General features: G+C 43.2%; 21 protein-coding genes. All 21 read left to right on the top strand.

What is annotated here, in order from left to right:
- Window positions 1-194: 194 nt before the first annotated feature.
- The 21 genes from T344_RS0121270 to T344_RS0121170 all read left to right on the top strand — a co-directional run bounded on the left by T344_RS0121270 (window position 195) and on the right by T344_RS0121170 (window position 24,706).
- Complete coding sequence (locus tag T344_RS0121270) at window positions 195-1,160, top strand: ABC transporter permease (protein ID WP_027630369.1); 966 nt, start codon at window positions 195-197, stop codon at window positions 1,158-1,160.
- Window positions 1,161-1,282: 122 nt separating this feature from the next.
- Window positions 1,283-2,164: a carbohydrate ABC transporter permease gene (locus tag T344_RS0121265; RefSeq protein ID WP_004624564.1), complete on the top strand. Its 882-nt coding sequence runs from the start codon at window positions 1,283-1,285 to the stop codon at window positions 2,162-2,164.
- Window positions 2,165-2,213: 49 nt separating this feature from the next.
- Window positions 2,214-3,794: an ABC transporter substrate-binding protein gene (locus tag T344_RS28980; RefSeq protein WP_051572124.1), complete on the top strand. Its 1,581-nt coding sequence runs from the start codon at window positions 2,214-2,216 to the stop codon at window positions 3,792-3,794.
- 138 nt (window positions 3,795-3,932) lie between these two features.
- Entirely contained in the window at window positions 3,933-6,239 is a 2,307-nt protein-coding gene (locus T344_RS0121255; protein ID WP_027630368.1) for a glycoside hydrolase family 65 protein, read from the top strand.
- A 146-nt stretch (window positions 6,240-6,385) separates the two neighbouring features.
- Window positions 6,386-8,692: a glycoside hydrolase family 65 protein gene (locus tag T344_RS0121250; protein ID WP_027630367.1), complete on the top strand. Its 2,307-nt coding sequence runs from the start codon at window positions 6,386-6,388 to the stop codon at window positions 8,690-8,692.
- 49 nt (window positions 8,693-8,741) lie between these two features.
- Window positions 8,742-9,371 carry a beta-phosphoglucomutase gene (gene pgmB / locus T344_RS0121245; RefSeq protein WP_027630366.1) on the top strand — a complete coding sequence of 210 codons (630 nt, stop codon included), beginning with the start codon at window positions 8,742-8,744 and terminating at the stop codon, window positions 9,369-9,371.
- Window positions 9,372-9,762: 391 nt separating this feature from the next.
- Window positions 9,763-9,951, top strand: coding sequence for a hypothetical protein (locus T344_RS0121240; protein ID WP_004624709.1), 189 nt, complete (start codon window positions 9,763-9,765; stop codon window positions 9,949-9,951).
- A 43-nt stretch (window positions 9,952-9,994) separates the two neighbouring features.
- Entirely contained in the window at window positions 9,995-10,444 is a 450-nt protein-coding gene (locus T344_RS0121235) for a chemotaxis protein CheX (protein ID WP_004624601.1), read from the top strand.
- A gap of 246 nt (window positions 10,445-10,690) precedes the next feature.
- Entirely contained in the window at window positions 10,691-11,104 is a 414-nt protein-coding gene (locus tag T344_RS28975; protein WP_027630365.1) for a helix-turn-helix transcriptional regulator, read from the top strand.
- A gap of 29 nt (window positions 11,105-11,133) precedes the next feature.
- Window positions 11,134-11,721 (top strand): ATP-dependent Clp endopeptidase proteolytic subunit ClpP, encoded by a 588-nt coding sequence (gene clpP, locus T344_RS0121225; RefSeq protein WP_027630364.1) that lies wholly within the window; start codon window positions 11,134-11,136, stop codon window positions 11,719-11,721.
- Between the two features lie 19 nt (window positions 11,722-11,740).
- Window positions 11,741-11,848, top strand: a complete 108-nt coding sequence (locus T344_RS31770) for a hypothetical protein (protein WP_278246174.1) — start codon at window positions 11,741-11,743, stop codon at window positions 11,846-11,848.
- A gap of 131 nt (window positions 11,849-11,979) precedes the next feature.
- Window positions 11,980-13,008, top strand: coding sequence for a LacI family DNA-binding transcriptional regulator (locus tag T344_RS0121215; RefSeq protein WP_027630363.1), 1,029 nt, complete (start codon window positions 11,980-11,982; stop codon window positions 13,006-13,008).
- A 425-nt stretch (window positions 13,009-13,433) separates the two neighbouring features.
- On the top strand, window positions 13,434-14,771 hold the full coding sequence (locus tag T344_RS0121210) for an ABC transporter substrate-binding protein (protein WP_027630362.1): 1,338 nt from the start codon (window positions 13,434-13,436) through the stop codon (window positions 14,769-14,771).
- Window positions 14,772-14,877: 106 nt separating this feature from the next.
- On the top strand, window positions 14,878-15,819 hold the full coding sequence (locus T344_RS0121205) for a carbohydrate ABC transporter permease (protein WP_004624545.1): 942 nt from the start codon (window positions 14,878-14,880) through the stop codon (window positions 15,817-15,819).
- The gene (locus tag T344_RS0121200; protein WP_027630361.1) at window positions 15,819-16,643 is read left to right on the top strand and encodes a carbohydrate ABC transporter permease; all 825 of its coding nucleotides are present in this window, start codon (window positions 15,819-15,821) and stop codon (window positions 16,641-16,643) included. The genes T344_RS0121205 and T344_RS0121200 overlap by 1 nt, the downstream gene beginning before the upstream one ends.
- Window positions 16,644-16,692: 49 nt before the next feature.
- Window positions 16,693-18,144, top strand: a complete 1,452-nt coding sequence (locus T344_RS0121195; protein WP_027630360.1) for a glycoside hydrolase family 5 protein — start codon at window positions 16,693-16,695, stop codon at window positions 18,142-18,144.
- 60 nt (window positions 18,145-18,204) lie between these two features.
- Window positions 18,205-19,146, top strand: a complete 942-nt coding sequence (locus T344_RS0121190) for an aldo/keto reductase (RefSeq protein ID WP_027630359.1) — start codon at window positions 18,205-18,207, stop codon at window positions 19,144-19,146.
- Window positions 19,147-19,175: 29 nt separating this feature from the next.
- On the top strand, window positions 19,176-21,665 hold the full coding sequence (locus tag T344_RS0121185) for a beta-mannosidase (RefSeq protein WP_027630358.1): 2,490 nt from the start codon (window positions 19,176-19,178) through the stop codon (window positions 21,663-21,665).
- A 121-nt stretch (window positions 21,666-21,786) separates the two neighbouring features.
- Window positions 21,787-22,929 carry a glycerate kinase family protein gene (locus T344_RS0121180; protein ID WP_027630357.1) on the top strand — a complete coding sequence of 381 codons (1,143 nt, stop codon included), beginning with the start codon at window positions 21,787-21,789 and terminating at the stop codon, window positions 22,927-22,929.
- Between the two features lie 253 nt (window positions 22,930-23,182).
- The gene (locus tag T344_RS0121175; protein WP_027630356.1) at window positions 23,183-23,743 is read left to right on the top strand and encodes a glutathione peroxidase; all 561 of its coding nucleotides are present in this window, start codon (window positions 23,183-23,185) and stop codon (window positions 23,741-23,743) included.
- Between the two features lie 189 nt (window positions 23,744-23,932).
- Window positions 23,933-24,706, top strand: a complete 774-nt coding sequence (locus T344_RS0121170; RefSeq protein WP_027630355.1) for an EFR1 family ferrodoxin — start codon at window positions 23,933-23,935, stop codon at window positions 24,704-24,706.
- Window positions 24,707-24,991: the final 285 nt, after the last annotated feature.

Raw genomic sequence — 24,991 nt, 5'->3', positions numbered from 1 at the left:
ATGAATAAATTTTATTCACTCGGGCACCAGTGCCTTTTTTTGTGCGAATTATACAAATCTCATCTTGAAAAAGAGGTAACAATTGTTACATATGATGTCACGGATATGGTAGAGTCAACTTCACATGAGGTTATATAATACAAACATAGATTCCAGGCAACCAGTCACAATTGAATTTACAGGAGACCTTTCAAATGGATACAATCGTTAAAGTTGAAAGCAACAGGATCAGCTCTATCAAAAGACGGAACATGTGGAATGCCGTATTGCGGCACAAGGTGCTTTATCTTTTGATGCTGCCGGGTATAATTTATATGCTGCTGAATAATTATATCCCGATGTTTGGTATTATAATTGCCTTTAAAAATTATAACTTTGAAGATGGATTTTTGTTCAGCCCTACGGTTGGGTTTGATAATTTCAGATATCTGTTTGAAACGCCTGACGCATTTATAATGACCCGGAATACTTTGGGCTACAATGCTGTTTTCATAGTGGTCAATTTAGTCATGTCGGTAACCATGGCAATTTTATTAAATGAAGTACGCAACCGTTATTCAAAGAGATTTTACCAGAGCGCGGTACTGCTTCCGTTCTTTCTGTCGGCAGTAATTGTTGCATATCTGGTATATTCGCTGCTGAATCCTGATTCCGGACTTGTCAACAGGTACATATTGAAATCTTTTGGCATCGAACCCATATCATGGTATCTGGAGCCAAAATACTGGCCTTTTATACTGGTTATAACAAATGCATGGAAAAACGTGGGATACGGCAGCATTATATACATCTCGGCAATGACCGGGATAGATACGGAATATTATGAAGCCGCCACAATAGACGGCGCCAGGAAATGGCAGCAGGTCAAATATATAACTATCCCTCTGCTGGTGCCTGTTATGGTCATTATGACAATTCTCTCCATAGGAAGAATATTCTATTCGGATTTCGGTCTGTTTTACCAGCTTCCAATGGGTTCCGGCACCCTGCTGCCCGTAACAAATGTTATTGATACATATGTGTACAACAGCCTTGTAAACATGGGAGATATCGGTATGTCATCGGCAGCGGGCTTTTACCAGTCGGTGGTGGGTTTCCTGCTGGTGCTCACTACAAATCTGGTGGTTCGTAAAATCAGTCCCGAAAATGCTCTATTCTAGCGAATATATAATTATTTATTCAAAAAATATTCGGGTAAATTTTAATTAAATGTGCAGTAAACGTTCCGGTTAAATTAAAAAAAGGCTCACATCCATCAACGGCTTATGGAGGTCGGTAAAAAATGAAAAATAACAGAACTCACTGGTTAATACATGTTATATTCATATTTTGTTCTGCTGCGGCAATCCTACCGGTACTGCTGGTAGTTGCAATATCATTTTCCAGCGAGGATTCAATAAATAAATACGGGTACTCGCTGTTACCACATGAATTTTCAACCTATGCCTATCAGTACATATTTAATGATCCGCATGTTTTATTAAGAGCTTACGGCAATACTATCTTTGCAACGGTTGTAGGGACTCTGACCTGTATGATAATAACTTCTGCACTGGCTTATCCGCTCTCCAGAAAGAGCATGCCATTCAGAAAGTTCTTCACAATGTTTGTGGTGCTGACCATCCTATTCAATGGCGGTCTGGTTCCCTGGTATATCGTAATGAAAAATTATCTGCACTTTAGCGACAATATTTGGGCTCTGGTTGTTCCGGGGCTTCTCCTCAACGGATTCAACGTGTTGATAATGAGAACGTTCTTTCTGAATACAATACCGGGGGAACTTCTGGAGGCGGCCAATATGGATGGCGCAGGCGAGTTCAGGATATTTGCCCAGATAGTCATACCCCTGTCCAAGCCGGTATATGCCACCATAGGATTGTTCGCCACGCTGGCATACTGGAATGACTGGTATAACAGTATGATTTTCCAGGTCAATCACGATAACTACAGTATGCAGTACGTTTTACAGAGTATTTTGCTGAACATCCAGTATCTTGCACAAAACACCAAGAGCAATAACATGTCGGCTTCTCTGGCCTCCCTTCCGCAGGAGACCTCCAGAATGGCCATGGCAATCGTGGCAATAGGTCCCATAATATTTGCATATCCCTTCTTCCAGAAATACTTTATAAAGGGATTGACTATTGGAGCGGTGAAAGGATAATACAGGTAAAGGCCTGATTATTAATACAGTTTTATATGGAGGGTATAAAATGAAAAAAAGGATTGGAACTTTGTTATTGGCAGTTTCATTCTCAGTTACCATGGCTCTCTCGGGATGCGGCAGTTCAACCACATCTTCAGCTGCGAGCACTTCAACTGAAACAGCTGCTGTATCGACTGCAGCTGCCGAATCAACCGCTGCTGCTTCAACCGAAGCAGGCGCGATTGATCCCAAGACATTGAAACCTGTAAAGCTTGTTTTTGTAACAATGGGTGAAACTCCTAAGAATTTGGCGGCAGTAAATGAAGAAGCGAGTAAATATCTGACAGAGAAAATAAACGCTACTTTGGAATACCGTCCGATTTCATGGGGAAATTACGCTAATAAAGTTAATCTTATGTTTGCTTCAGGTGAGAAATTTGATTTGATGTTTACTGCATCCTGGATGTTTGAAGCGCAGTTCGCAGCAAAGAAACAAATTCTTGCAGTAGATGATTTGATTGCACAATATGCTCCCGACTATCTGGCAACAGTTCCGCAGGATGTTAGAGAAGCCGGCTTTATAGGCGGCAAGGCTTATGGTCTTACAGGCTACAAGGAATGGGCTGCCGATAAAGGTTTGATTTTCAATAAGGAAATAGCAGACAAATACGGTATCAGCGCCGATACAGTCAAGACATGGTCCGACCTGACTCCCTACCTCGAAAAAATAAAAAAGGGCGAACCCGGAATGTCCCCTCTGGCAGCAAGATCTGAAAACTCACCAATGGTTCAGATGATGGCCATCAATGCCTATGATACTCTTGGTGACGGCCCGGGCTGCATCAGCAGAACGGCTGGTGATACAAAGGTTGTAAACATGTTTGAACAGCAGGATTTCATGGACGCTGCCAAATTAACCCGCGAATGGTTTACAAAGGGCTATATAAATAAAGATGCTGCTTCAACAACCCAGATGGAATATCTGGCTGTTAAAGCTAAAAAAGCAGCAGGTTACGGCCAGTCAGGAAAACCGGGCATAGCAGCACAGGAAGGCCGCCAGTGCGGTATGCCTGTAATCTATATCCCTATGGATAAGCCGTATATGACCACAAGTGACGCAGCAAGTGCCATACTTGCAGTACCAAGCACAGCAAACGATCCTGCACGTTCTGTAATGTTCGCAAACCTGCTTCATAAGGACAAATACCTTGTTAACCTGCTGAACTGGGGTATTGAAGGTAAGGACTATGTGAAAGCCGACGAAAATACCATCAAGTATCCGGATGGAATGACAGCTGAAAATTCAACTTATAACCTGAATATGAGCTGGCTGATGGGTGACGTAACACTTAACTATCTGTGGGAATCGGATGAGAAGGATATTTACGACCAGTACAAGAAGTTCAACGACAGCGCCGACAGATCGGCAGCTCTCGGTTTCAGTTTTGATCCAACACCTGTAAAGAACGAAGTTGCTGCTTACAACAACGTAATCAAGCAGTACACAGGTGCCATATACTCAGGGTCGGTAGACCCCGCAACAACAATTCCAAAGTTCAACGACGCCTTAAAGGCAGCCGGAATGGAAAAAGTTATTGCAGAGAAACAAAAACAGCTGGATGAATTTGTAGCAGCTAAAAAGAAATAATTAATGCTCTTTACTGAAAGGTTGGTTGGCACAGCTGGTTCTGTGCCAACCTTCTTTAGTTTGATGAAGTAAATATTTATAAAAAATGTAATTGTAATACATGGAGCATAAACACTGTGGTTAAAAAATGGAGGCTATATGGGTAAATTTGCAGATAGATATTTTAAGGTTTGTCCGTGGGAGGTAATTGAAGAAGGCTTTGATCCTGAATACGGCCGCGTATCCGAATCGATATTTTCCCTTGGCAATGAGTACATGGGAGTACGCGGATATTTTGAAGAGGGTTACAGCGGGGATAAGCTGCAGGGAAGTTATCTTAACGGCATATACGAAGAAAATATAACGGAAAAATCCGCCTATAAGGGCATTTCAAACCGCGGCACCTTTATGGTTAACGGTGTTGACTGGCTTTACACCAGATTGGAACTGGATGGAGAGGAACTTGATCTTGCAAAGAGTAGAATCAGCAGCTTCAAGAGAAGGCTGGATATGAAAACAGGTGTATTGACCAGAGAGTTCCTATGGCATACAAAAAACGGGAAGGAACTCAGGGTGAAGTTCTCAAGATTTTTGAGCATGATAACACCCAGGCTGGGCTGCCAGCGGATTACACTTGAACCTGTGAATTTTTCGGAAAAAATTGCAGTCAAAGCCGGTCTTGACTTCTCACCCATACATGAGACCATGCAAAGAAGTCTTTGGGATTGTCTGAAACAGGGAATTTCGGACGGCGTCACAGGAAGCCTGGGAAGGACCAAATCAAGCAGGCAGATGGTATATGCCGGATTTAAGATACAAAGTAAACAACCATTGGATTATACATATGTTGAGAAGGATAAATTGAATTATCTGGGTTTTGATATGGCCCTGGACAAGGGTAAAGAGACTTGCTTTGACAGGACGGCTGTGGTGCATGCCGAAAAGAATACGGTTAAAAATCCTGAAAACGTGTGGTCTGAGGGAAGTGAACTTGCAAAACTGTACGGCGCAAAGAAATACGATGAGGTCCTGGCCGAAAATAGAGCTTACTGGAATGATATCTGGAATACTTTTGATGTATCCATTGAGGGTGATGACGACAACCAGCAGGGAATAAGATACTGTATTTTTCAGATGCACCAGACTTATCACGGTGAGGATTCCGGCATGAATATCGGGGCAAAGGGACTGACCGGGGAAGCATACGGTGGAAATGCCTTCTGGGATACAGAAACCTATTGCCTGCCCTTTTATCTCTTCAACAACACCAAAGCGGCAAGGAACCTGCTCGAGTACAGGTACAACACACTTCCGCAGGCAATTGAACGGGCGGGAGACCTGGACTGTGACGGAGCATGCTATCCCATAGCGACACTGGACGGAACAGAGAGCTGCACACTATGGCAGCATGCAAGTCTCCAATTCCAGCCAAGTACGGCAGTGGCCTATGGCATCAGGCATTATGTAAAGATTACGGGGGATAAGGCCTTCCTGTATGAAAAGGGTTTGGAGATGCTGGTGCAGATATGCCGCTTCCTTGCCACAAGAGGCCAATGGAGCTCCAGAACGGGCAAATTCGGGTATTATGGTGTCATGGGTCCCGATGAATTCCAGATGATGGTCAACAATAACTGCTACACAAATTTTATGGCCAAAAAGACCTTTGAGTATACTATCGGTGTTTTATCGGAGACTAAAGCAGTTAAACCCGAAGCATATACACAGATTCAAAAGAAGCTCGGCCTTGATGAGGCCGAATTGGATAACTGGAGCCGTATGGCTGAAAATATGAGGATTCCTCTGGAGGAAGCGACAGGGATATATGAACAGCACGAAGGGTACTTCGATCTGCCGCATATTGATATAAAAGCCATACCTGTTACGGATTTCCCCCTTTATCACAACTGGTCCTATGACAGGATATACAGAAATGACATGATCAAGCAGCCCGATGTGCTGATGTTCATGTTCCTGTACAATCAGGATTTTTCCTGTCAGAGCAAAAAAGTAAATTACGAATTCTATGAACCCAGATGCATACATGAATCCTCGCTTTCACCGTCGGTTCACTCGGTTCTGGCCTCCGAGCTTGGACGTCACAGGGAAGCCTTTGACTTCTTCAGTTTTGCAACCCGTATGGACCTGGACAACTATAACAGAAACACCAGGGAAGGTTTGCATACCACTTCCATTGCCGCTGCATGGGTCAATATAGTTTACGGTTTCGGAGGTATGAGATCCGACGGCGAAATGCTCCTGTTCAATCCGTCAATACCTGCTGCATGGAAATCCTACAGCTTCAGAGTGCTCTACAGAAATGCAATTCTGGAAGTGAAGGTTATGAAGGATATGGTCATATTTAAAACCATCAATTCTTTGGAGACAAAGATAAAGATATACGGGAAAGATTACAGCATAGGAGGAGAAGCTCTGGAAATCACCGTTCCTGAGGAATGGAGGGGCTGAGTCGCATAACTGGCTGTGGCCGCTGATGTGGTGCATGGCCAATTAACCTCCTTTATTCGCCACATTGCGATAAAGGATATAAGTTTTCATTACATTTTGTGGCCGCAATTGCGGCTCAAAGCCATAACATGGCTTGGGAGGTTAATATGTCCTGGATAATAGAAGAAAAAGGTTTCTACAAAGACAACATAGAGCTGAACGGAAACAAATTCCTGCTGGGAAACGGTTATATGGGCTACAGGGGCACATTGGAGGAATTCGGAAAGGACCGGCTGGTGGCCTGCAATCTCCTGGGCTTGTATGACAAAGTGGGAGATAAGTGGAGGGAGCCGGTAAACGCTCCAAACGGTTTTTATACAAGATTAAGCTGTGATGATGAAGAACTGGGTCTGCCCGGCAGTCAGGCAGCCGGGCACAGGCAGAGTCTGGATATATATTCCGGCCTGCATAAAAGGGAAAGCACTTTCACCACATCCGGAGGAAACAGGGTGAGCATGGAAACCGAGAGGTTTCTCGGGCTGTCGGATGTACACCTGATGTGCATGAAATATTCATTAAAGTCAGCCGGGAGCTGCCGGATCGTCATAGAAACGGGTATAGACGGAGAGGTCTGGGACATCAACGGTCATCATTTAAAGGATATGCGGCCGGCGGTGAAGCAGGAGCTCATCGTTTTGAATTCGGTGACAGGAGAGCTGGGCTGCCCGGTATCGGTGGCCGAAGGGTTAGGCATACTGTTTGCCGCGCATATGGATATAAAAATAGAGGACAGGCGGGTTCTGAGATGTATTTCCTTCGAGGCGCAGCCCGGAGAGTCCTATTCGTTTTATAAATATGTGGCGGTCTATACAGGCAATGATATTGACAGAACCGAATCCCCCACAGCGGTATCCCGAGCGGCAGAAGAGGCTTGCCTGGCTGCAAAAGGCAGGGGCTATGTGCGGTTGGCGGCAGAGAATGCGGCACTGTGGGAAGAGCGGTGGAAGATGTCGGATGTGAAGATACACGGTGATGAGGACGCACAGAAGGCCTTGCGGTACAGCATCTATCACCTGCTTTCCATCGCTCCGTCCCATTCCGACAGGGCATCAATACCTGCCAGAGGGCTTTCGGGGCAGGTATACAAGGGCGCAATATTCTGGGATACCGAGATGTTCATGCTGCCTTTCTTCCTGTATACCAATCCCGGCATTGCAAGAAATCTTATGAGGTACAGGGTCCATACACTTGACGGCGCCAGAAGAAAGGCAGCCGAGTACGGCTACAGGGGAGCGTACTATGCCTGGGAAAGCCAGGACACCGGAGATGATGCCTGCACGCATTTCAACGTGACAGATGTTTTCACCGGAAGACCCATGAGAACTTATTTCAGGGATAAGCAGATTCATATAAGCACAGATGTAGTTTACGGCATATGGCAGTATTACAGGCTCACAGGCGATGAGAGCATACTGCTGGAGGGCGGAGCCGAAGTGATACTGGAGTGCTCCCGTTTCCTGATGTCCTATGCATATTTCAAGAAAGATAAAAACAGGTATGAGATTCTGGATGTGACGGGTCCGGATGAATATCACGAAAGAGTAAACAACAATGCTTTCACGAATATGATGGTAAAGCATACGCTTGAGGTGGCGGTGAAAACTCTGGAGCTGATGAAAAGCAAACATGCCGCTGCTTATGAAAAGCTCATGGCAGAGCTGGATTTCAACCCGGAGTTGGATGCCCTGAGGGAAATGAATGAGTTGCTCTACATACCGCAGCCTGACGGTACATCCCTTGTAATAGAGCAGTTTGACGGATATCACAGATTGGAGGACATAAGTATTCAGGAGCTCAAGGGGAGGATTATAAATCCCAATGAATACCTTGGAGGCGGAAACGGAATTGCCGCCACAACCAAAATACTCAAGCAGGCCGATACTGTGCTGATGCTCAACCTGTTTAAGGACAGGTATCCCCATGAGGTCAAGAAAGCCAACTGGGAATATTACGAACCAAGAACAGAGCACGGTTCAAGCCTCAGTCCCTGTGTATATGCCCTGCTGGCAGCCGATACGGGTAATCCTGAATGGGCATACAAATATTTTCTAAAGGCGGCTACCATCGATCTGACAGGGGAGTCCAAGCAGTACGCCGGGACCATATATATAGGCGGTACTCATCCGGCTGCCAACGGAGGTGCCTGGATGGCGGCAATTCTTGGCTTTGGAGGAGTGGGCTTTGACGGCAGTGCTGCTGCCATAAATCCAAAGCTTCCTTATGCATGGAGTTCCCTGGAATTTAAGCTTAACCTGAAGGGGCAGCTTTTTACTGTAATAATAGATAAAACTTCGGTAACTATTAAATCCGGTCCGGAAAATACGGCCGGCATTGATTTCAGCGTTGCCGGAAAATTACTTTCCTGTAAAGCCGGCGGGAGTATTTCCTGCGGTTATAACCAAAATAATTTATAACAAATAGCATAACATTTTGTGGCCACAAATGTGGCTCATGGAGGCTAATATGAACAATATAAAAGGAGCACTGTTTGATCTTGACGGAGTGATAGTTGATACTGCCAAATATCACTATCTCGCATGGAAGCGTTTGGCCGGGGAGTTGGGCTTTGAGTTCACTGAGGAGCACAATGAAAGGCTTAAGGGAGTGAGCAGGATGAGATCACTTGAGATATTGCTGGAAGTCGGCGGGATAAGCTGTACCCCGGAGGAAAAGCTGGCCATGGCCGAAAAGAAAAACAACTGGTATGTGGAGTACATAAAGAAAATGGATGAGTCGGAGATACTTAAGGGTGCCAGGGAATATTTACTCAAGCTGAAGGGCGAGGGTGTGAAAATAGCGCTGGGCTCGGCCAGCAAAAATGCGCCCATGATACTTGAAAACCTGGGTATAACCAATCTGTTTGACGCTGTAATTGACGGCAATAAAGTGTCCAAAGCAAAGCCTGACCCTGAAGTATTCCTGCTGGGGGCGAAGGAACTGGGCCTTAAGGCAGCCGACTGCATCGTATACGAGGACGCTGAAGCCGGCATAGAGGCTGCCCGCAGAGCCGGAATGGGCACTGTGGGTATAGGGAGCAGAGATATACTGAAAGAAGCGGATATGGTTGTCTGCGGCCTGTACGAGCTGCTTTAATACAATTGAATTTATTTTTTGGGCCAGTCAATTTAACCTGTTGTGCTGATTGAAATTTTGTTTTTGCTTTACAGATAAATTTAATCAAAATCAACTGGTACGCGAGGACAACTTCATAAAATAAAATGCACGGTTAAAAAGAATTACGTTAAATTGTCGACGACGGCAAAACCTCTTTAAATGAGGCGGTACAATTTTCGTAATTCTTTTGGGTGCATTCTTATTTTATGAAGTTAGTACGGAAGTTACCAGTTGATATAAAAATATTATCTAAAATACGATGCTTTTAGTTCTAGATTCTTATTTTAAATGGGTAAATAGGCTAAAAGCATTATTTTATGTTAATAAACTGACGAAAAATATAATAAGAATAAACCGAGGAGGGGATAAAATGTTAAGCTTGCAGACAATCAAGGATTTAAATGAGGTAATAAATAATATCGACAACCGGATTGAAAGCAATGCCGGAAGGATTAATCCAAAAGAATTGGAATATTTGACATACCAAAAAATAAAGATTCAGCAGTTGATTGATGACATACATCACAAAGAGGATTATTTTAAAGATACAAGGGATTAATCCGGAAAGCGATGCAAAAATATGAAGAGCGTTGGTAATATCTATGGATGCTAAATATGTTAATCTGTTTTTAGAAGCTTTTGGCAAGACGCTGGAGCAATTTGGCGTTGGAGGCATCAAGAGGACAAACATAAAAAAGAAAAGTAAATTGTATGTGGATTCGGAGGTATCGACAATTATACTGCTAAAGGGTGGAATTCAGGGTAACATCGTATTGTCAATGTCCCAGGATACCGCTAAAGGTCTGGCTTCGGCCATGATGATGGGCATGAGTGTTTCAGTTATTGACGAAATAGCCAGGAGCGCTATTGGAGAACTGTCCGGTATGATTGCAGGAACTTCCTCCACTATGCTGGCTTCACTGGGAGTATCACTGCAAATAAGTCCGCCCATGGTCATATTTGAATCCTGCGATATAAACCTGCATGAAACCCTGGCTGTTGATTTTGAAACACAAATAGGCAAAATAGAGTTTAACATAGGCTTTGTCTAAAATTTTAGTCTATGTTTTTATATGAACTCCCTAAATACTTTTATTTTAAATTTACTGACTCATTATCTGATCATAATTCAGGTAACCTTTGAGTCTTTTTTTGTTCCGGGGATTTATAAAGTTTGGCAAGGAAAATCAGGTAATTTTATAGTTTTAGTAATATAATATCTATAAGAACATCCGGTAATAAATCCCGCACATGGGGATAGGCGGCTAAACCGGCATACAGAACATAAGGAGGTTGCAATGGATCATAAAGCTGCTATTCAAGAATCAATCAAATATATAGAAGAAAATTTGTGTGAAGCAATTAATTTAAATGACATAGCCAGGAAAGCGTACATTTCAGAATTTTATTTTCACAGGTTATTCCGGAATGTCACAGGGAGTTCCGTAATGGAATATGTGAGGGAAAGAAGACTTTCGGCGTCGGCAGATGCCCTTTCAGAAACCGATGAGAAAATAACCGATATTGCCCACAGGTTTCAATACGGTTCGGAAGAGTCATTCTCCAGGGCTTTTAAAAAAGCATACCGAATCAGTCCCAGAGAATACAGGAATACCTGCAATAAAAATTATTCTCAAAAGAAGACTTATACCGGTATGAAGAAGCTGACAGGTTCTTCGGCAGGTACGATTACTCTTTCAATGGCAGCATAATTTTATTATAAAATAAAGGAGTTGATTTAATGAGTTTGGTACCTGTAGTAGTTGAACAAACAAATCACGGAGAACGGTCTTTTGACATTTTTTCAAGACTGCTGAATGACAGGATAATTATTTTAAGTGATGTGGTCACAGATGAATCGGCAAGCCTGGTTGTCGCTCAAATGCTCTATCTTGAAGCGGCAGACCCTGACAAGGACATCAATTTCTATATAAACAGTCCGGGGGGCTCAATATCTGCCGGCTTTGCCATATATGACACCATGCAGTATATAAAATGTGATGTTTCTACCATTTGTATCGGGTTTGCCGCCAGCATGGGTTCGTTTTTGCTGGCCGCCGGTACCATGGGAAAACGCTTTGCCCTGCCGAACAGTGAGATATTGATACATCAGCCCCTTGTGAGCGGCGGTATTCAAGGGCAGGCCACGGATATCAAAATACATGCCGAGCATTTGATCAAAACCAGGAGCCGGATAAATAAAATATACAGTGAGAGGACCGGACAGCCGCTGGAAAAAATAGAAAAGGACGTTGAGAGAGATTTTTATATGTCTGCCGAAGAGGCAAAAGCATATGGCCTGATCGATAAAATTCTTGTAAGAAACTGACATTTCCAACGCCAAAGTTGTGGCATTAATTGATGCCATGCCGCTTCCGGAAGGTCTGGTACGGGAAACTGCCGAACTGAATACCGGGAACCGTCCCTTTGGAATCACAATAAATCCGGACACATGAAAGCGCTCACATTTTTGGGCCCGGCATATGTGAATTTTAGCTAAAATTGCTGTTTACGTGAAGTTGATGCTTGTTTAAAAAAATCATATATGTTATTCTACATATGAAATAATTCAAAAAAGGTGGAAGCAATGAATATTGATTTAATTGCTAAAAAGGCTGGAGTTTCACGTGCTACAGTATCCAGAGTAATAAATAATTTTCCGGGAGTCAGAGAAGAAACCCGCAAAAAAGTTGAAGAGGTTATCAATGAGCTCAATTATATCCCCAGTGCCGCTGCGCGTTCACTTGTCAGGAGAAGAAGCAACATAATAGGCGCACTGATTTACAATATAACACAGCCTTTTTGGGGCAACTATATATCAGGAATTGAAGATGGTGTAGTGCCTACAAATTATGGTTTATTCTTTGCAAACAGTAAAAAGCACAAGACCTTCTGGGATTACCAGAAGGCATATAAAGAAAACCTGAAAAACCTTGTAAGTCACGGTGTAGACGGTGTTATCATGACTTTGCTCAATGACCTGGAAAAAGAGGACATTGATTTTTTAGAGAGCGTTAACATTCCATATATTGTTATTCAGAATTGTCTGGATGACCCCAGAATAGTCAGCGTAAATGTAGATAATGTGGAAGGGGCATATCAGGCCACAAACTATTTGATCAGTCTGGGGCATAAGTCCATCGGGCATATAACCGGACTGATGACCAGCGGAATCGGAAAAGCCAGGCTTCAAGGCTTTACCAGGGCAATGGAGCAGGCTGGATTACAGGTGCTCCCTGACAATGTCATAAACGGAGGACATTCGTTCAAGGACGGCTACTGGGGTATGAAGCAGCTTATGACTCATGAGAACCCTCCCACAGCAGTTTTTTTCGGAAGTGACGAATCGGCCTACGGAGGAATCTATGCCGCCGGTGAAATGAACATACGTGTGCCGGAGGACGTCTCGGTCATCGGATTTGACGGGATCAGAGATACCTTTGACCATTCGGCGTATTTACCGGTTTTGACTACCATGGAACAACCTACCCATGAAATGGGCAGCATTGCTGCCGAGTTAATGGTTGCCTGGCTGGACGGTGAAAAACCGAAAAAATCCACAATAAATATGAAAGCCAAATTATTTGAAGGAAAAACGTGTATTCCTCTGAAGTAGAGAGTTATTAATATTTCGGATGAAAAGTTGCTGCAGGATGTGGTACGGCCGCATTTGGCAGCAACTTTTTTATATTGTCCCAGTTTGAATTATTACTCTTTGGACCGAAAAAAATGAAAAAAATAATCCGGCTAAAGTGTTGACAAAAAACATTTTCATTGTATAATTGGAATTAAGGTTAAGAATGAGAGCGCTTACAATTAAAAATATGATATTTGGATACATACTACCAAAGATACATTTTTTAACAGTATTATTGTAAATCTGACCAAAAAAAGTAGAGTTAAACTGCGTTTTTTATTCAATTTATATGATATGACTACAGTTTTGTATCAGCTGTTTTTATCTAAATTTGAGAGCGATTTCATTTACGCAGACCTTGTGTAGTATAGGTATAAAACAATTTTGAGGAGGCTATGAAGAAAATGAAAAAGAGGTTATTATCAATCGTTCTTGCAATTTCTACAGTGATGTCCTTAGCCGCTTGTGGTAGTTCAGACACATCAGGAAATACATCAGAAGCAGTTTCTCAATCAGCTGCAAGTGATGTCCAGAGTGGTTCCGGTGAAGCAAAGCATCTTACTTTATGGACAATCGTTAAGAATGATGCGGCTACCAAAGTTTTCAATGATGCGGCAGCAAATTTTAAGAAAACAAATAATGTAGAGGTTGAGATACAGTTTTTCGAAAACGACCCCTACAAGACAAAATTAAAGACAGTTATGGGAAGCGGTCAAGCTCCGGATATTTTCCATTCATGGGGCGGTGCATGGCTCAAGCAGTTTGTTGATGAGGAGCAGGTACTGGAAATCACAGACAAGACATCAGATTTCAAATCACAGCTCTCAGAAGCTGCATGGGATCTTGATACTTTTGACGGAAAGGTATACGGAGTTCCCTATATACTTACAGGTACTGTAATATACTATAACAAGGCTTTGTTTGATAAATACGGCTTGACATTCCCGAAGACATGGGATGAAATGCAAAATGTTGCAAAGACCTTCAAAGACAACGGCATAATACCTTTCGCAATGGGTAACAAAGGCGCATGGCCCGGAGCTATGTACTACATTTACCAGTATATCCGTTTCGGCGGAAAGGATGCCATAATAACCGGTCTTGAAGATAAAGGAAATGGCGTATTTGATAAGGATGCATTTATAAATGCCGGTAAGAATATTAAGCAAATGGTTGACGAAGGTTGGTTCCCGGCAGGTACTAACGGTATCAATTATGATACAGGCGGAGACCGTATGCTGTTTTACTCTGAAAAGGCAGCTATGATGCTGCAAACAGGAAGCATGAGTTCTGCTGCCAAGGACGAAAGCCCTGATTTCTACAAAAACAATCTCGCAGTCGCTCCATTCCCTACAGTTAACGGCGGAAAAGGAACTACACAGGAAACCTTGCTTGGAAATAATGCATTTTCTGTATCAAAGGACTGTAAAAATCCTGATGATGCTGTAGCATTCTTAAAGTACTACACAACCGATAAGGAACTTAATGAAAGAAATGCAAATGACGGAGGTATCCTGGTTGCTACAAAGGATGTTAACATCAAAGATCCTATTGTAAGCGGAATTATGGGAATTCTGTCACAATCCACTTCGGTTCAGAATTTCTTTGACCAGGGACTTCCTACAGAAGTTGCAAATGCTTTCAATGAATCTACACAGGCATTGATCGGCGGAGCAATGAGCCCTGAAGATGTATACAAAAAGTGTGAGGACACAGCACAAAAAGTATTAAAAGATAAATAACTCACTCACTGAACAAAGCCACAGGGGCTAGGTCAAATTTGGGCTTGACTTAGCCCCTTATGGTTACAGACCTGAATCTTAATAAGCAATGTGAGGTGCTACATTAATGAAAACGCTTGAGGGAACTATGCCCGGTAACGATTATGTTAAAAAAAGTAAAATAAAACAAGCGATGAAACAACGGTTAACGATTTTATTATTCCTTTTGCCGGCATTATTGGTATACGGTACTTATAATGTTTATGGTATTTTCCGGACTTTTTACTATAGCTTTATGAAATGGTCGGGACTGAGTCCCAGAATGACATTTATAGGATTAAAGAATTATATTAATCTGGTTACGGATATAAATATCTGGCTGGCATTAAAAAATAATCTGATTCTGGTGGTTGTTTCAATTGTATTCCAGCTCTCATTCGGACTTATTCTGGCACTCATTGTCAACAGTAAGATCCGCGGAGCAAAATTCTTCAGAACCGTATATTTTATGCCTATGCTGCTGTCAACTGTCGCAACAGGTATTATCTGGCTTCTGATGTTTGACCCTTATTACGGACTGATCAATCATATGTTCACAGCCATGGGCTTTAAATCTCTTGAGAACATGGCCTGGATAGGAGATCCTAAGAGTGCAATGCCAGCGGTTTTATTTGTTGTATGCTGGCAGTATATTCCCCAGTATATGATCCTGCTGCGGGCAGGGCTTACAAATATCGCGGATGAAATCAACGAGGCGGCCACCATAGACGGAGCAAACAAGCTTCAGCTGTTCAAGAGCATTACCCTGCCCTTGCTGGCACCGACCTTGAAGACATCGGCAATATTATCCCTGGTAGGTTCCTTGAAATACTTCGATCTGGTGTATGTTATGACCGGAGGAGGACCTAACGGTGCAACCGAAGTAATGGCCACCTATATGTACAAGAATGGCTTTGAGTCCTCGAATATGGGTTATGCCAGCTCGGTTGCGGCATTTATGTTTATAGTATCCCTGACCATGGTCGCTCTGTTCCAATTTGGAACACGCAGAAAGGAGGAGAATAATTAATGACAAAGCAAATCACTCTCAAGGCTCTTTTATATTTTGTAGCAATATTATTTTTAATAATATTCGGATTTCCATTTGTTTTTGTCCTTATTACCTCCATTAAGGATCAGAATGGATATATGCAGAGCTTCTGGAGTATTCCGTCAACTTTTTATATGGGAAATTTTGTTGCGGTCTTCAAGGCTAATTTTTTAAGATACCTGTTCAATTCGCTGTTTGTAGCCGGTATTTCTGTTTCACTGGCTATTTTTATAGCATCAATGGCAAGCTTTGCATTGGCAACAATGAAATTCAAACTTAACAAGGCAGTTTTCATGTTATTTCTGGTAGGTATGATGATACCTGCACACACAACCCTGATTCCGATTTTTGCGTTAAACAGGCAGCTGGGATTATTGGATAAAACCTATGGCTTGATAGGACCTTATACAAGCTTTGCAATTCCTATTTCGGTATTTATTATGACGGGTTTCTTCAAGGAAGTACCAAAAAGTATACAGGAATCCGCTTACATTGACGGAGCATCGGTTTTCAGGATATACGGACAGATCATGCTGCCCCTTTCGCTGCCTGCGGTATCAACTGTGGCTATTTTCAATTTTCTGGCGTGCTGGAACGAATTTATATTTGGTTTGACATTGATCAACTCTCCCAGCCAGAAAACACTGCCCATAGGAATCCGTGAATTCTACGGAGCGGAATCGGTAAATATCCCTGCTATTCTTACAGCGGTATTGGTGGCTTCACTGCCCGTAATGATTTTCTATTTCCTATGCCAGGAGCAGGTAATTAAAGGACTTTCGGCGGGGGCTGTGAAAGAATAGCAGTATGCAACTAATGGATTTATAATACTCATGGTAAAGGACAAAAATTATGGATTTACTACAAATAGAGAATGGAAAAATTATTAATACAAGCGGAAAAGTTGTAAATTTACGTGGAACCTGCATTGGAGGTTTTCTCAATCTTGAGGATTTTATAAATGCATACCCGGGAACCGAGAGTACTTTGAGAAAACACATGCTGGATACTCTGGGAAGCGTAAAAGGAAAAATGTTTTTTGACCGTATGGCGGATAATTTCTTTGCCGAGGACGACATTGCCTTTATTACGGCCAGCGGTGCCAACTGCATCCGTATTTCCTTGAATTACAGGTGCTTTGAAACGGATGATAAACCGTTTTCATATAATGAAGAGGGCTTTAAACGCCTGGATGGTATTTTGAAGCTTTGCGAGAAATACTCCATTTACGTCATTCTGGATATGCATGCGGCACCGGGCTGGCAGAATTGTCACTGGCATTCCGACAATGAGAGGGGAGTGGCGCTGTTATGGACGCACAAGCTCTTCCAGGACCGCTTTGTCGCGTTGTGGCAGGAGTTTGCACGCAGATATGAGGGGAGAAATGTTGTTGCCGGATATAATCTGATCAATGAACCTTCCACCGGTAACCCCAACGGAGAGCATGCCTTCGATTTTTATGAACATTACAAGCCCGACTGGGATGCTATGAACAGCTTGTACAGCCGTACGGTAAAGGCTATCCGGGACATCGATCCTAAACACATCATTTTCCTGGAAGGTGACAACTATTCCCGTTATTTTGAAGGCCTTGATGCACCTTTTGCTGCCAACCTGGTTTACAGCAGCCACAATTATACTTCACCGGGCTTCGGATCAGGCCCTTATCCGGGCTATTACCAGTCTGAGGCAGGACTTGTTTACTGGGATAAAAACCGCCAGAAAATGGACATTTTGAACTGTCAGGGATATATTTTCAGCAGGCAGCATAATGTTCCTCTATGGGTGGGTGAATTCGGCTCTCAATATCATGGAGAGAAAGAGCAGCTGCATTACAGACTTAAAGCAATGGATGACCAGCTTGCGGTGTACAACGAATGTGATATAAACTGGACAACCTGGACATATAAGGATGCCGGAATAATGGGATGGGTGACCCTTGATCCGGAATCAGACTACATGAAGATTGTAGAACCTGTACAGCAGATGAAACGGAATCTGGGCGCCGAAAATTTTGTAGCACAGTACTGGGATTCTCCCGGAAGAGTCAAGTCACGTGAACTGGCTGACTTGATACTGGCCGAGTCGGGCAATTATCAATGCCAGAATGCCGCTAATGCATATACCTTCAACTATGCGGCTCTCACCGGTTATGCTGCTGCAATGCTGCAGCCTGCCTATGCAAGAAGATTTGCAAATATGACCGAAACAGAAATTGATAATATAATGCAGGCATTTAACTTCAAGAATTGCATAATCAACAAGGACTACCTGGAAATTTTAAAGCAAAGGTTAACCGAATGATAAAGGCTGACTGATAAAAGTTAACTGAATGATAAAGAATGAAAGGAATTGGGAATTTTAATGATATATAATGATTTTGGAAATGCGGATTTTAAAGTTTCGGATGTAGGATTCGGAGCATGGGCAATAGGCGGAACAGCCTGGGGCGGCGGCAGGCGGGACGACGATGCCAAGGCGGCGTTAAAGGCTTCCCTGGATGCGGGTATTAATTTTTATGATACCTGTGATTCATATGGAGACGGGCACAGTGAAGAGCTCATAGGTGAATTTTTTAAAGGAATGCGCAAGGAGGCAGTTATAGTAACCAAAGGGGGAACCAATTTCCGTGTACCCGAGCGAAGCAAGAATTTTACAAGGAATTATCTCATGATGAGCCTGGATGAAAGCTTACAGCGCCTCCAAACAGACTATGTGGATGTCTATCTTTTGCATGTTCCCGATTCAAAATGGCAGGATGAGGCTGAAGTTTTCCGCACAATGGAAGAGATCAAAAAGTCGGGCAAGGCAAGATACTGCGGTCTGGCAATGTGGGGAGCGGCAGATACCCTGCATGCACTGGAAAAAGATAAAAATGGTGCCATAGAGGCAATCGAATGCCCGTTTAATATTCTGAACAAATCCAATATTGAGGTTGTAAGGATTGCAAAAGAGAGAAACATGGCTGTTTTTACAAGCCAGCCTCTGGCAAGCGGGATTCTGACCGGCAAGTACGGTGTTGATACAAAGTTTGGCGACGGCGACAACAGAAAAGGTTTCTGGAGCAAGGAACGTTTTGAAGCAGTGCAGGAGGATATGAAAATAATCGAGGAATGTGTGAAGGAAACCGGTATGAAGATGAATGAACTGGCACTGGCATACAACTTGAGCTATCCTGGAATATGCAGTGTTATCCCCGGCGCCAAAAATGCCGATCAGGTTTTGAAAAATACAGCAGCCAGCGGAAAGCGCTTGAGCGAGAGTATTATGAAAAAACTGTCGGCTACCAAAGGGTTTGTTTTTTAAACAGACCTGATTTAAGGATGGGTTGAAAAATGAAACGTATGATTTTGGAAAAGGGTTGGAAGCTAAGACGGATAAAACCTGACGGGCAATTGACGCCGGAACGGCTTGTGGATATGCTTTGTGAAAATGGAGATGGCCCGGATTTAAATTATACTATTAATAAAATGCCTTCTCAGGTGCATGATGTCTTATATTCCCACGGTATAATAGAAAATCCCAACATTATGGGTCATAATAAGGATACATGGATCGATGACTTCGATTGGGTATATTTCTGTGACTTCAAAGCCGATGATCCGGCTCTTCCTTCTTATTTGTATTTTAAGGGATTGGATACTTATGCAGATATATATCTGAATGGACAATGCATAGCCCGGTTCGATAATGTTTACCTCCAGCACAGGACAGAACGGCTGGAAAATTTGAAGAAGAACAATACCCTTATGGTATATTTTCATTCTTCAAAAAAAGTGATCGATTCAATTGAGATACCGGAGAAGTATACGGGCAGAGTGCCTGCAAATTCCTGCGAGAGAGTGTTCCGTTCCGGGTTTCATGATTACAATGGGCCCTTTCCGAGCCTTATCAGATGCGGTATTTATTCCGAGGTGGTACTGGAACAGGCAGAGAAACTCCGGATAAGGGAATTTAAGCTGGATTCGTACCTGAATGAGGATTATACCGAGGGAACGATTGCCTGCAGCCTTCAACTGGAGAACTACAGCGGGGAAACCGAATGTACCATATCGGTGTATGACGGGGACAATAATCTGAAGGGCCTTGAAAAGTCGGTAATTTCAGAAGATTCGGCAGAATTGCGTATAACTGTAGAAAAACCGCAGCTGTGGTGGCCCCGCACACATGGGAAGCCATATTTATACACTATTTGTATCTGCTGCGGGAGTAAGAAAGGTGACCAGCTCATAAAAAAAGTCGGCTTCAGGAAACTTGAACTTGCCGGAGACTTTGATTACAGGATAAACGGGCACCCGCTCAAGCTGTGGGGAGTGAATCTTACCCACCCCGATACGCTTACCAATTGCTATAATGAAGAGCTGATGAACAGAATTCTGGATCTGGCAGAGCTGGGAAATTGCAATATAGTGAGGGTTTGGGGGGAAAGTGAAATTTATGACGAAGCATTTTATGACCAGTGCGACAGTCGGGGTATCATGGTATGGCAGGATTTTTATCTCTGCTATTCCATGTACAGCGAAGAACCCAGGTTCATTGAAGCCTGCCGCATGGAAGCCGAGCAGCTTGTAAAAAAACTTCGCCATCATGCGTGTATTTTATTGTGGTGCGGCGGCAATGAAATGCTTTTATCCCGCGATTATGATTTTCCGGGTGAATACTGTTTCGGGGAAAAAATCTTTATGGAGGTTTTTCCCGAGGTATGCAAGAGACTTGATCCCGGCCGTTTGTACCATCCGTCCTCTCCATACGGAGGCAAATGGGCAAACGACCCGTCGGCAGGAGATACCCATGGATATACCCATTTGTGGTTTGTGCCTGAAAGGGATTATCCTGTTTTCCTCAGTGAAAACTGCAGAGTATCGACTCCGCCGCTGCGTACAATGAAAAAAATGATGACACCTGAAGAATTGTGGCCCGAGGGATATACTGCAAAGGTCAGCAGAAAAAATCCACTGCCCTGGCCCGAATCATGGTGCAATCACAATACAAATATAGGGCATATCAAATTGGGGCCTGTTGAACATTATTATGATGCGGATTCCCCCGGGGAGTTGATTTACCGCATTGGTGCCGCTCATGCCGAATATATCAGAAGAGATGTGGAAAGGTTCCGCAGGGGGCGCTCAGCCGGAGATCAAAAAGGAGTCCGTAAAACAAAGGGACATATGCTCTGGAAATTCAACAATAACAGCAATATCATATCCTATGGAGTAATCGATTATTTCCAGGAACCATATTATCCCTATTATGCCTTGAAACGGGCCTATGAACCCATTCTGCTGTCCTGTGAATTCTCACGGCATGGCTACGTATGGATGACAAACGATACCATGAACCGGGTTGAGGGGACACTTGACATAAAGCTGTTGGACATGGATAATAATAGCTATGTAAAAGAATTCAGCGTACCTTTTTCGGTTATGGCCGATGAGTCAAAGGTATTGGCTGACCTGGATGAATTCGGCCAGTTCCGCAAGCGTTTCCTGGTCTGTGCAAAAGCATTTGCACCCGGAGGAGGATTAATTGCGGAATGCATTGATGTGTTTGAACTGGAAAGGCATCTGATGTATCCTGTTGATACCGGCCTGGAAATTGTCAAAGAAGGCGGCAACTGTCTTGTCATAACCTCAAAAAAATTCGCAAGGTGTGTTGAATTGCTGGGAAATGAGGACGGAGACGAATTTGGGTGGCTCTTTTCAGACAATTACTTCGACCTGCTTCCCGATGAGCCAAAAAAAGTCATGGTGCTGGGACGGCATTCAAAAGGTATTATCACTGCCAAAGCGGTTTATGATGATCAAAAATGTACAATAGAGTTTTAATCTTAATGGCTGTTTAACCTCTTTTATTTGCCTTATGGGGAATGGAGGAGTGAACAAATTTCATAACTGTTTTGTAGCTGCTATTGTGGCTCAAAGCCATAACACGGCTCATGGAGGTAATATGAAAATAGTATTTGCACCAGACTCCTTTAAAGGGAGTTTAAGCTCACTGGAAATAATTGACATACTTGATGATTCTGCAAAGCGTATCTTTGGCAAGGTTGAAACAGTACCGGTTCCAATGGCCGACGGAGGGGAAGGCACCATAGATGCCCTGACGGTGCCGGCAGGCGGTACCAAAGAAACGTTTACGGTCACCGGACCCATGAACAATCCTGTAGAGGCGGCCATCGGATACATACATGAAGGCAGGACTGCTGTCATCGAGATGGCACAGGCATCGGGCCTGTCCCTGATCCCGGGGGGAAGGAAGGAGCCTCTTGCGGCAACCTCCTACGGTACGGGTGAGCTGATCCGTAAGGCCCTGGATAAAGGAATCCGCAGTATTATCATTGGCATTGGAGGCAGTGCCACCAATGACGGCGGAATGGGTGCCATGAGGGCCCTCGGTGCAAGGTTCCTGGATGTTTCGGGAAAAGAGCTGAAGGGAAGCGGGGCCGACCTGGAGCTGGTCAGAAGAATTGATATTTCAGGCTTGAATCCCGCAGTTTCAGAATGTGATATCACGGTAATATGCGATGTCTCAAACCCCCTGCTGGGGAAAGACGGTGCAACTTATATATACGGGCCTCAAAAGGGAGTGACCCCAGATCTGCTGGACAGGCTGGAAAAAGGCATGTCCAATTATATCAAAGTGGTGGAAAATACACTTGGAAGGACAATTGCCAATGTCCCCGGGGCAGGTGCTGCCGGAGGAATGGGAGCGGCTCTCATGGCATTTCTGAACGCCGGGCTGAAACCGGGAATAGATGTTGTGCTGGATGCAGTAAACTTCGACGAGCTAATTGACGGAGCAGCTTTTGTTGTGACCGGGGAAGGCAATATAGATGAGCAGTCTGTCAGGTTTGGAAAGGTACCCTCGGGAATAATGAAGCGCTGTACTCCAAAGCAGGTACCTGTGGCGGTAATTTCCGGAGGCATGGGAAAGGGTGCCGAACTCTTCTGGCAGAACAACCTGGGAAGCATCATGACAACCGTCAACGGAATTATGACGCTGGACGAGGCTATTGCCAATTCGAGAGAGCTGTTGAAAAACGGAGCCGACAGGATGTTTTTACTGATTAAAATCGGTATGAGCATATAAATAATATAATAAAAAACATAATAAAATATTTAACAAATTCTTTATAATAATATTTGCGACAATTTTTACAATCAACAAAAAAGTCCACTGCCGGTGTGTTATGCCCCGACGGTGGACTTTTTTACCTGAAAAGCAATCCGGGAAGATATATTTGTTGACTAGCCGCCCTGGAAGAGCTATAATAATTGCATACAATTATATTTTATAAAATTAAATTTGAACAATAGTATAAAGAGGAAAAGGAGAGATATATATGAATATTTACGATTTTAAAGCCCGGACAATAGACGGGAATGAAATTTCACTGGAAAAATATAAGGGAAAGGTAGTTATAATAACAAACACGGCCAGCAAGTGCGGCTTTACACCTCAATATGAAGATTTGCAGAAGCTTTATGAAAAGTATAAGGGACAGGGCCTGGAAATACTGGGGTTCCCGTCAAATCAGTTTGCAGAGCAGGAACCCGGCAGCAATGAGGAAATCAAAAGCTTCTGCACATTAAACTATGGAGTCGGGTTTCAGATGTTTTCGAAAACAGATGTCAGAGGTGCCGGAGCCCATCCTTTGTTCAATTACCTGACAGAACAGGCTCCCTTCAACGGGTTTGATATGAATCATGCCCTTGGGAAAATCCTGAAAAGCCTTCTCGAAGAAAAATTCCCGGAAACGCTTCACGGTGACTCAATAAAGTGGAATTTTACCAAGTTTCTTATTGACGGAGAGGGGAATGTTTCAGGCAGATATGAACCCACTACCTCCCCTGTTGATATGGAGCAGGATATTGAAAAGCTTTTGCAGCAGAACCCAAAATAATGCTATTGGTCTGTAACATCCAAAACGTATATTGTCCGGCTGGAAAATTAACCGAACGAGATGTATTAATTTAGATGTTGCAGACTACTTGTATAATTACGGAATAAAATGTATATTAGTAAATGGGCAGTAACTACTGTATACACTGCTCTTGCAGGATTATTGAGGTATTATTAAGGAGGGAAGGTTATGGTATTTTACTTTTCCGGTACGGGGAATTCTCTGCAGGCTGCTAAAAATATAGCGGACTATAATGGAGAGGACCTGGTCTCTGTTTCAGAGAAAATCAACAGCGGAGAGCAATTGTTTGAGTACAGCTTAAGTGACAACGAGGCAATAGGTTTTGTGTTCCCGGTCTATGCATGGGGACCGCCGGGGATGGTTCTGGAATTCATAGACAGGCTGAAATTCAATAATTTTAACAACCAATATGTTTTTTCGGTCGCAACCTGCGGCGGAAATATAGGAAATACCATGAAAATCCTCGACAACCGGCTGGCTAAAAAAGGCATGAAACTGTCGGGAGGTTTCTCCATAAAGATGCCCAACAATTATATCATTATTGGAGATGTTGATTCCAGAGAAGTTGAAAAAGATAAGCTGGCCGCAGCAGAAAAAACACTGCTGGATATAAACAGGAGCATCGAAAAAAGAGAGATAGGAGCTTTCCGTCTGGAAAAAGGTTTTCTGCCGGGTCTCATGACAGGTGTTGTAAATCCGCTGTTTAATAAAAATGCGCTGGGTACCGGAAAGTTTTATGCAGACGATAATTGTACAAGCTGCGGTTTGTGTGAAAAGGTCTGTAATACCCGGACCATCAAGGTGGATAAAAAGCCTGTCTGGGGAAGCATGTGCACCCAGTGCCTTGCCTGTATCAATTACTGCCCGGCTAAAGCAATACAATACGGAAAGGGAACACTTAAAAAAGGCAGGTATACAAATCCCAATGTCAGGGTTTTGTAATACATGAATTATTACTGATAGGAACTGTTGCGCAATGAATAAACTTTATTCATCTGGGCGGCAGTTCCTTTTTTATCCTTAAATACAGTAAAAGGGGATGTCGCAAAGTGAGAGAATTGTAAATAATGGAATGCTGATAATAGTGCGCAAGTACAACTTCGATAAAGGGGAAGCTCTATTATAATTTTCTACATGTATTTCAATTGCTTTAGTTTTGATATGCCTTTTTTCAAAAATTACAACAATGTTTAAAATTAATTAAAAATGTCCATTTCAATAAAAAAC

It is taken from the genome of Ruminiclostridium cellobioparum DSM 1351 = ATCC 15832, from assembly GCF_000621505.1.
Classification (GTDB): domain Bacteria; phylum Bacillota; class Clostridia; order Acetivibrionales; family DSM-1351; genus Ruminiclostridium; species Ruminiclostridium cellobioparum.
This window is presented reverse-complemented; position numbering and strand designations above follow the sequence as displayed.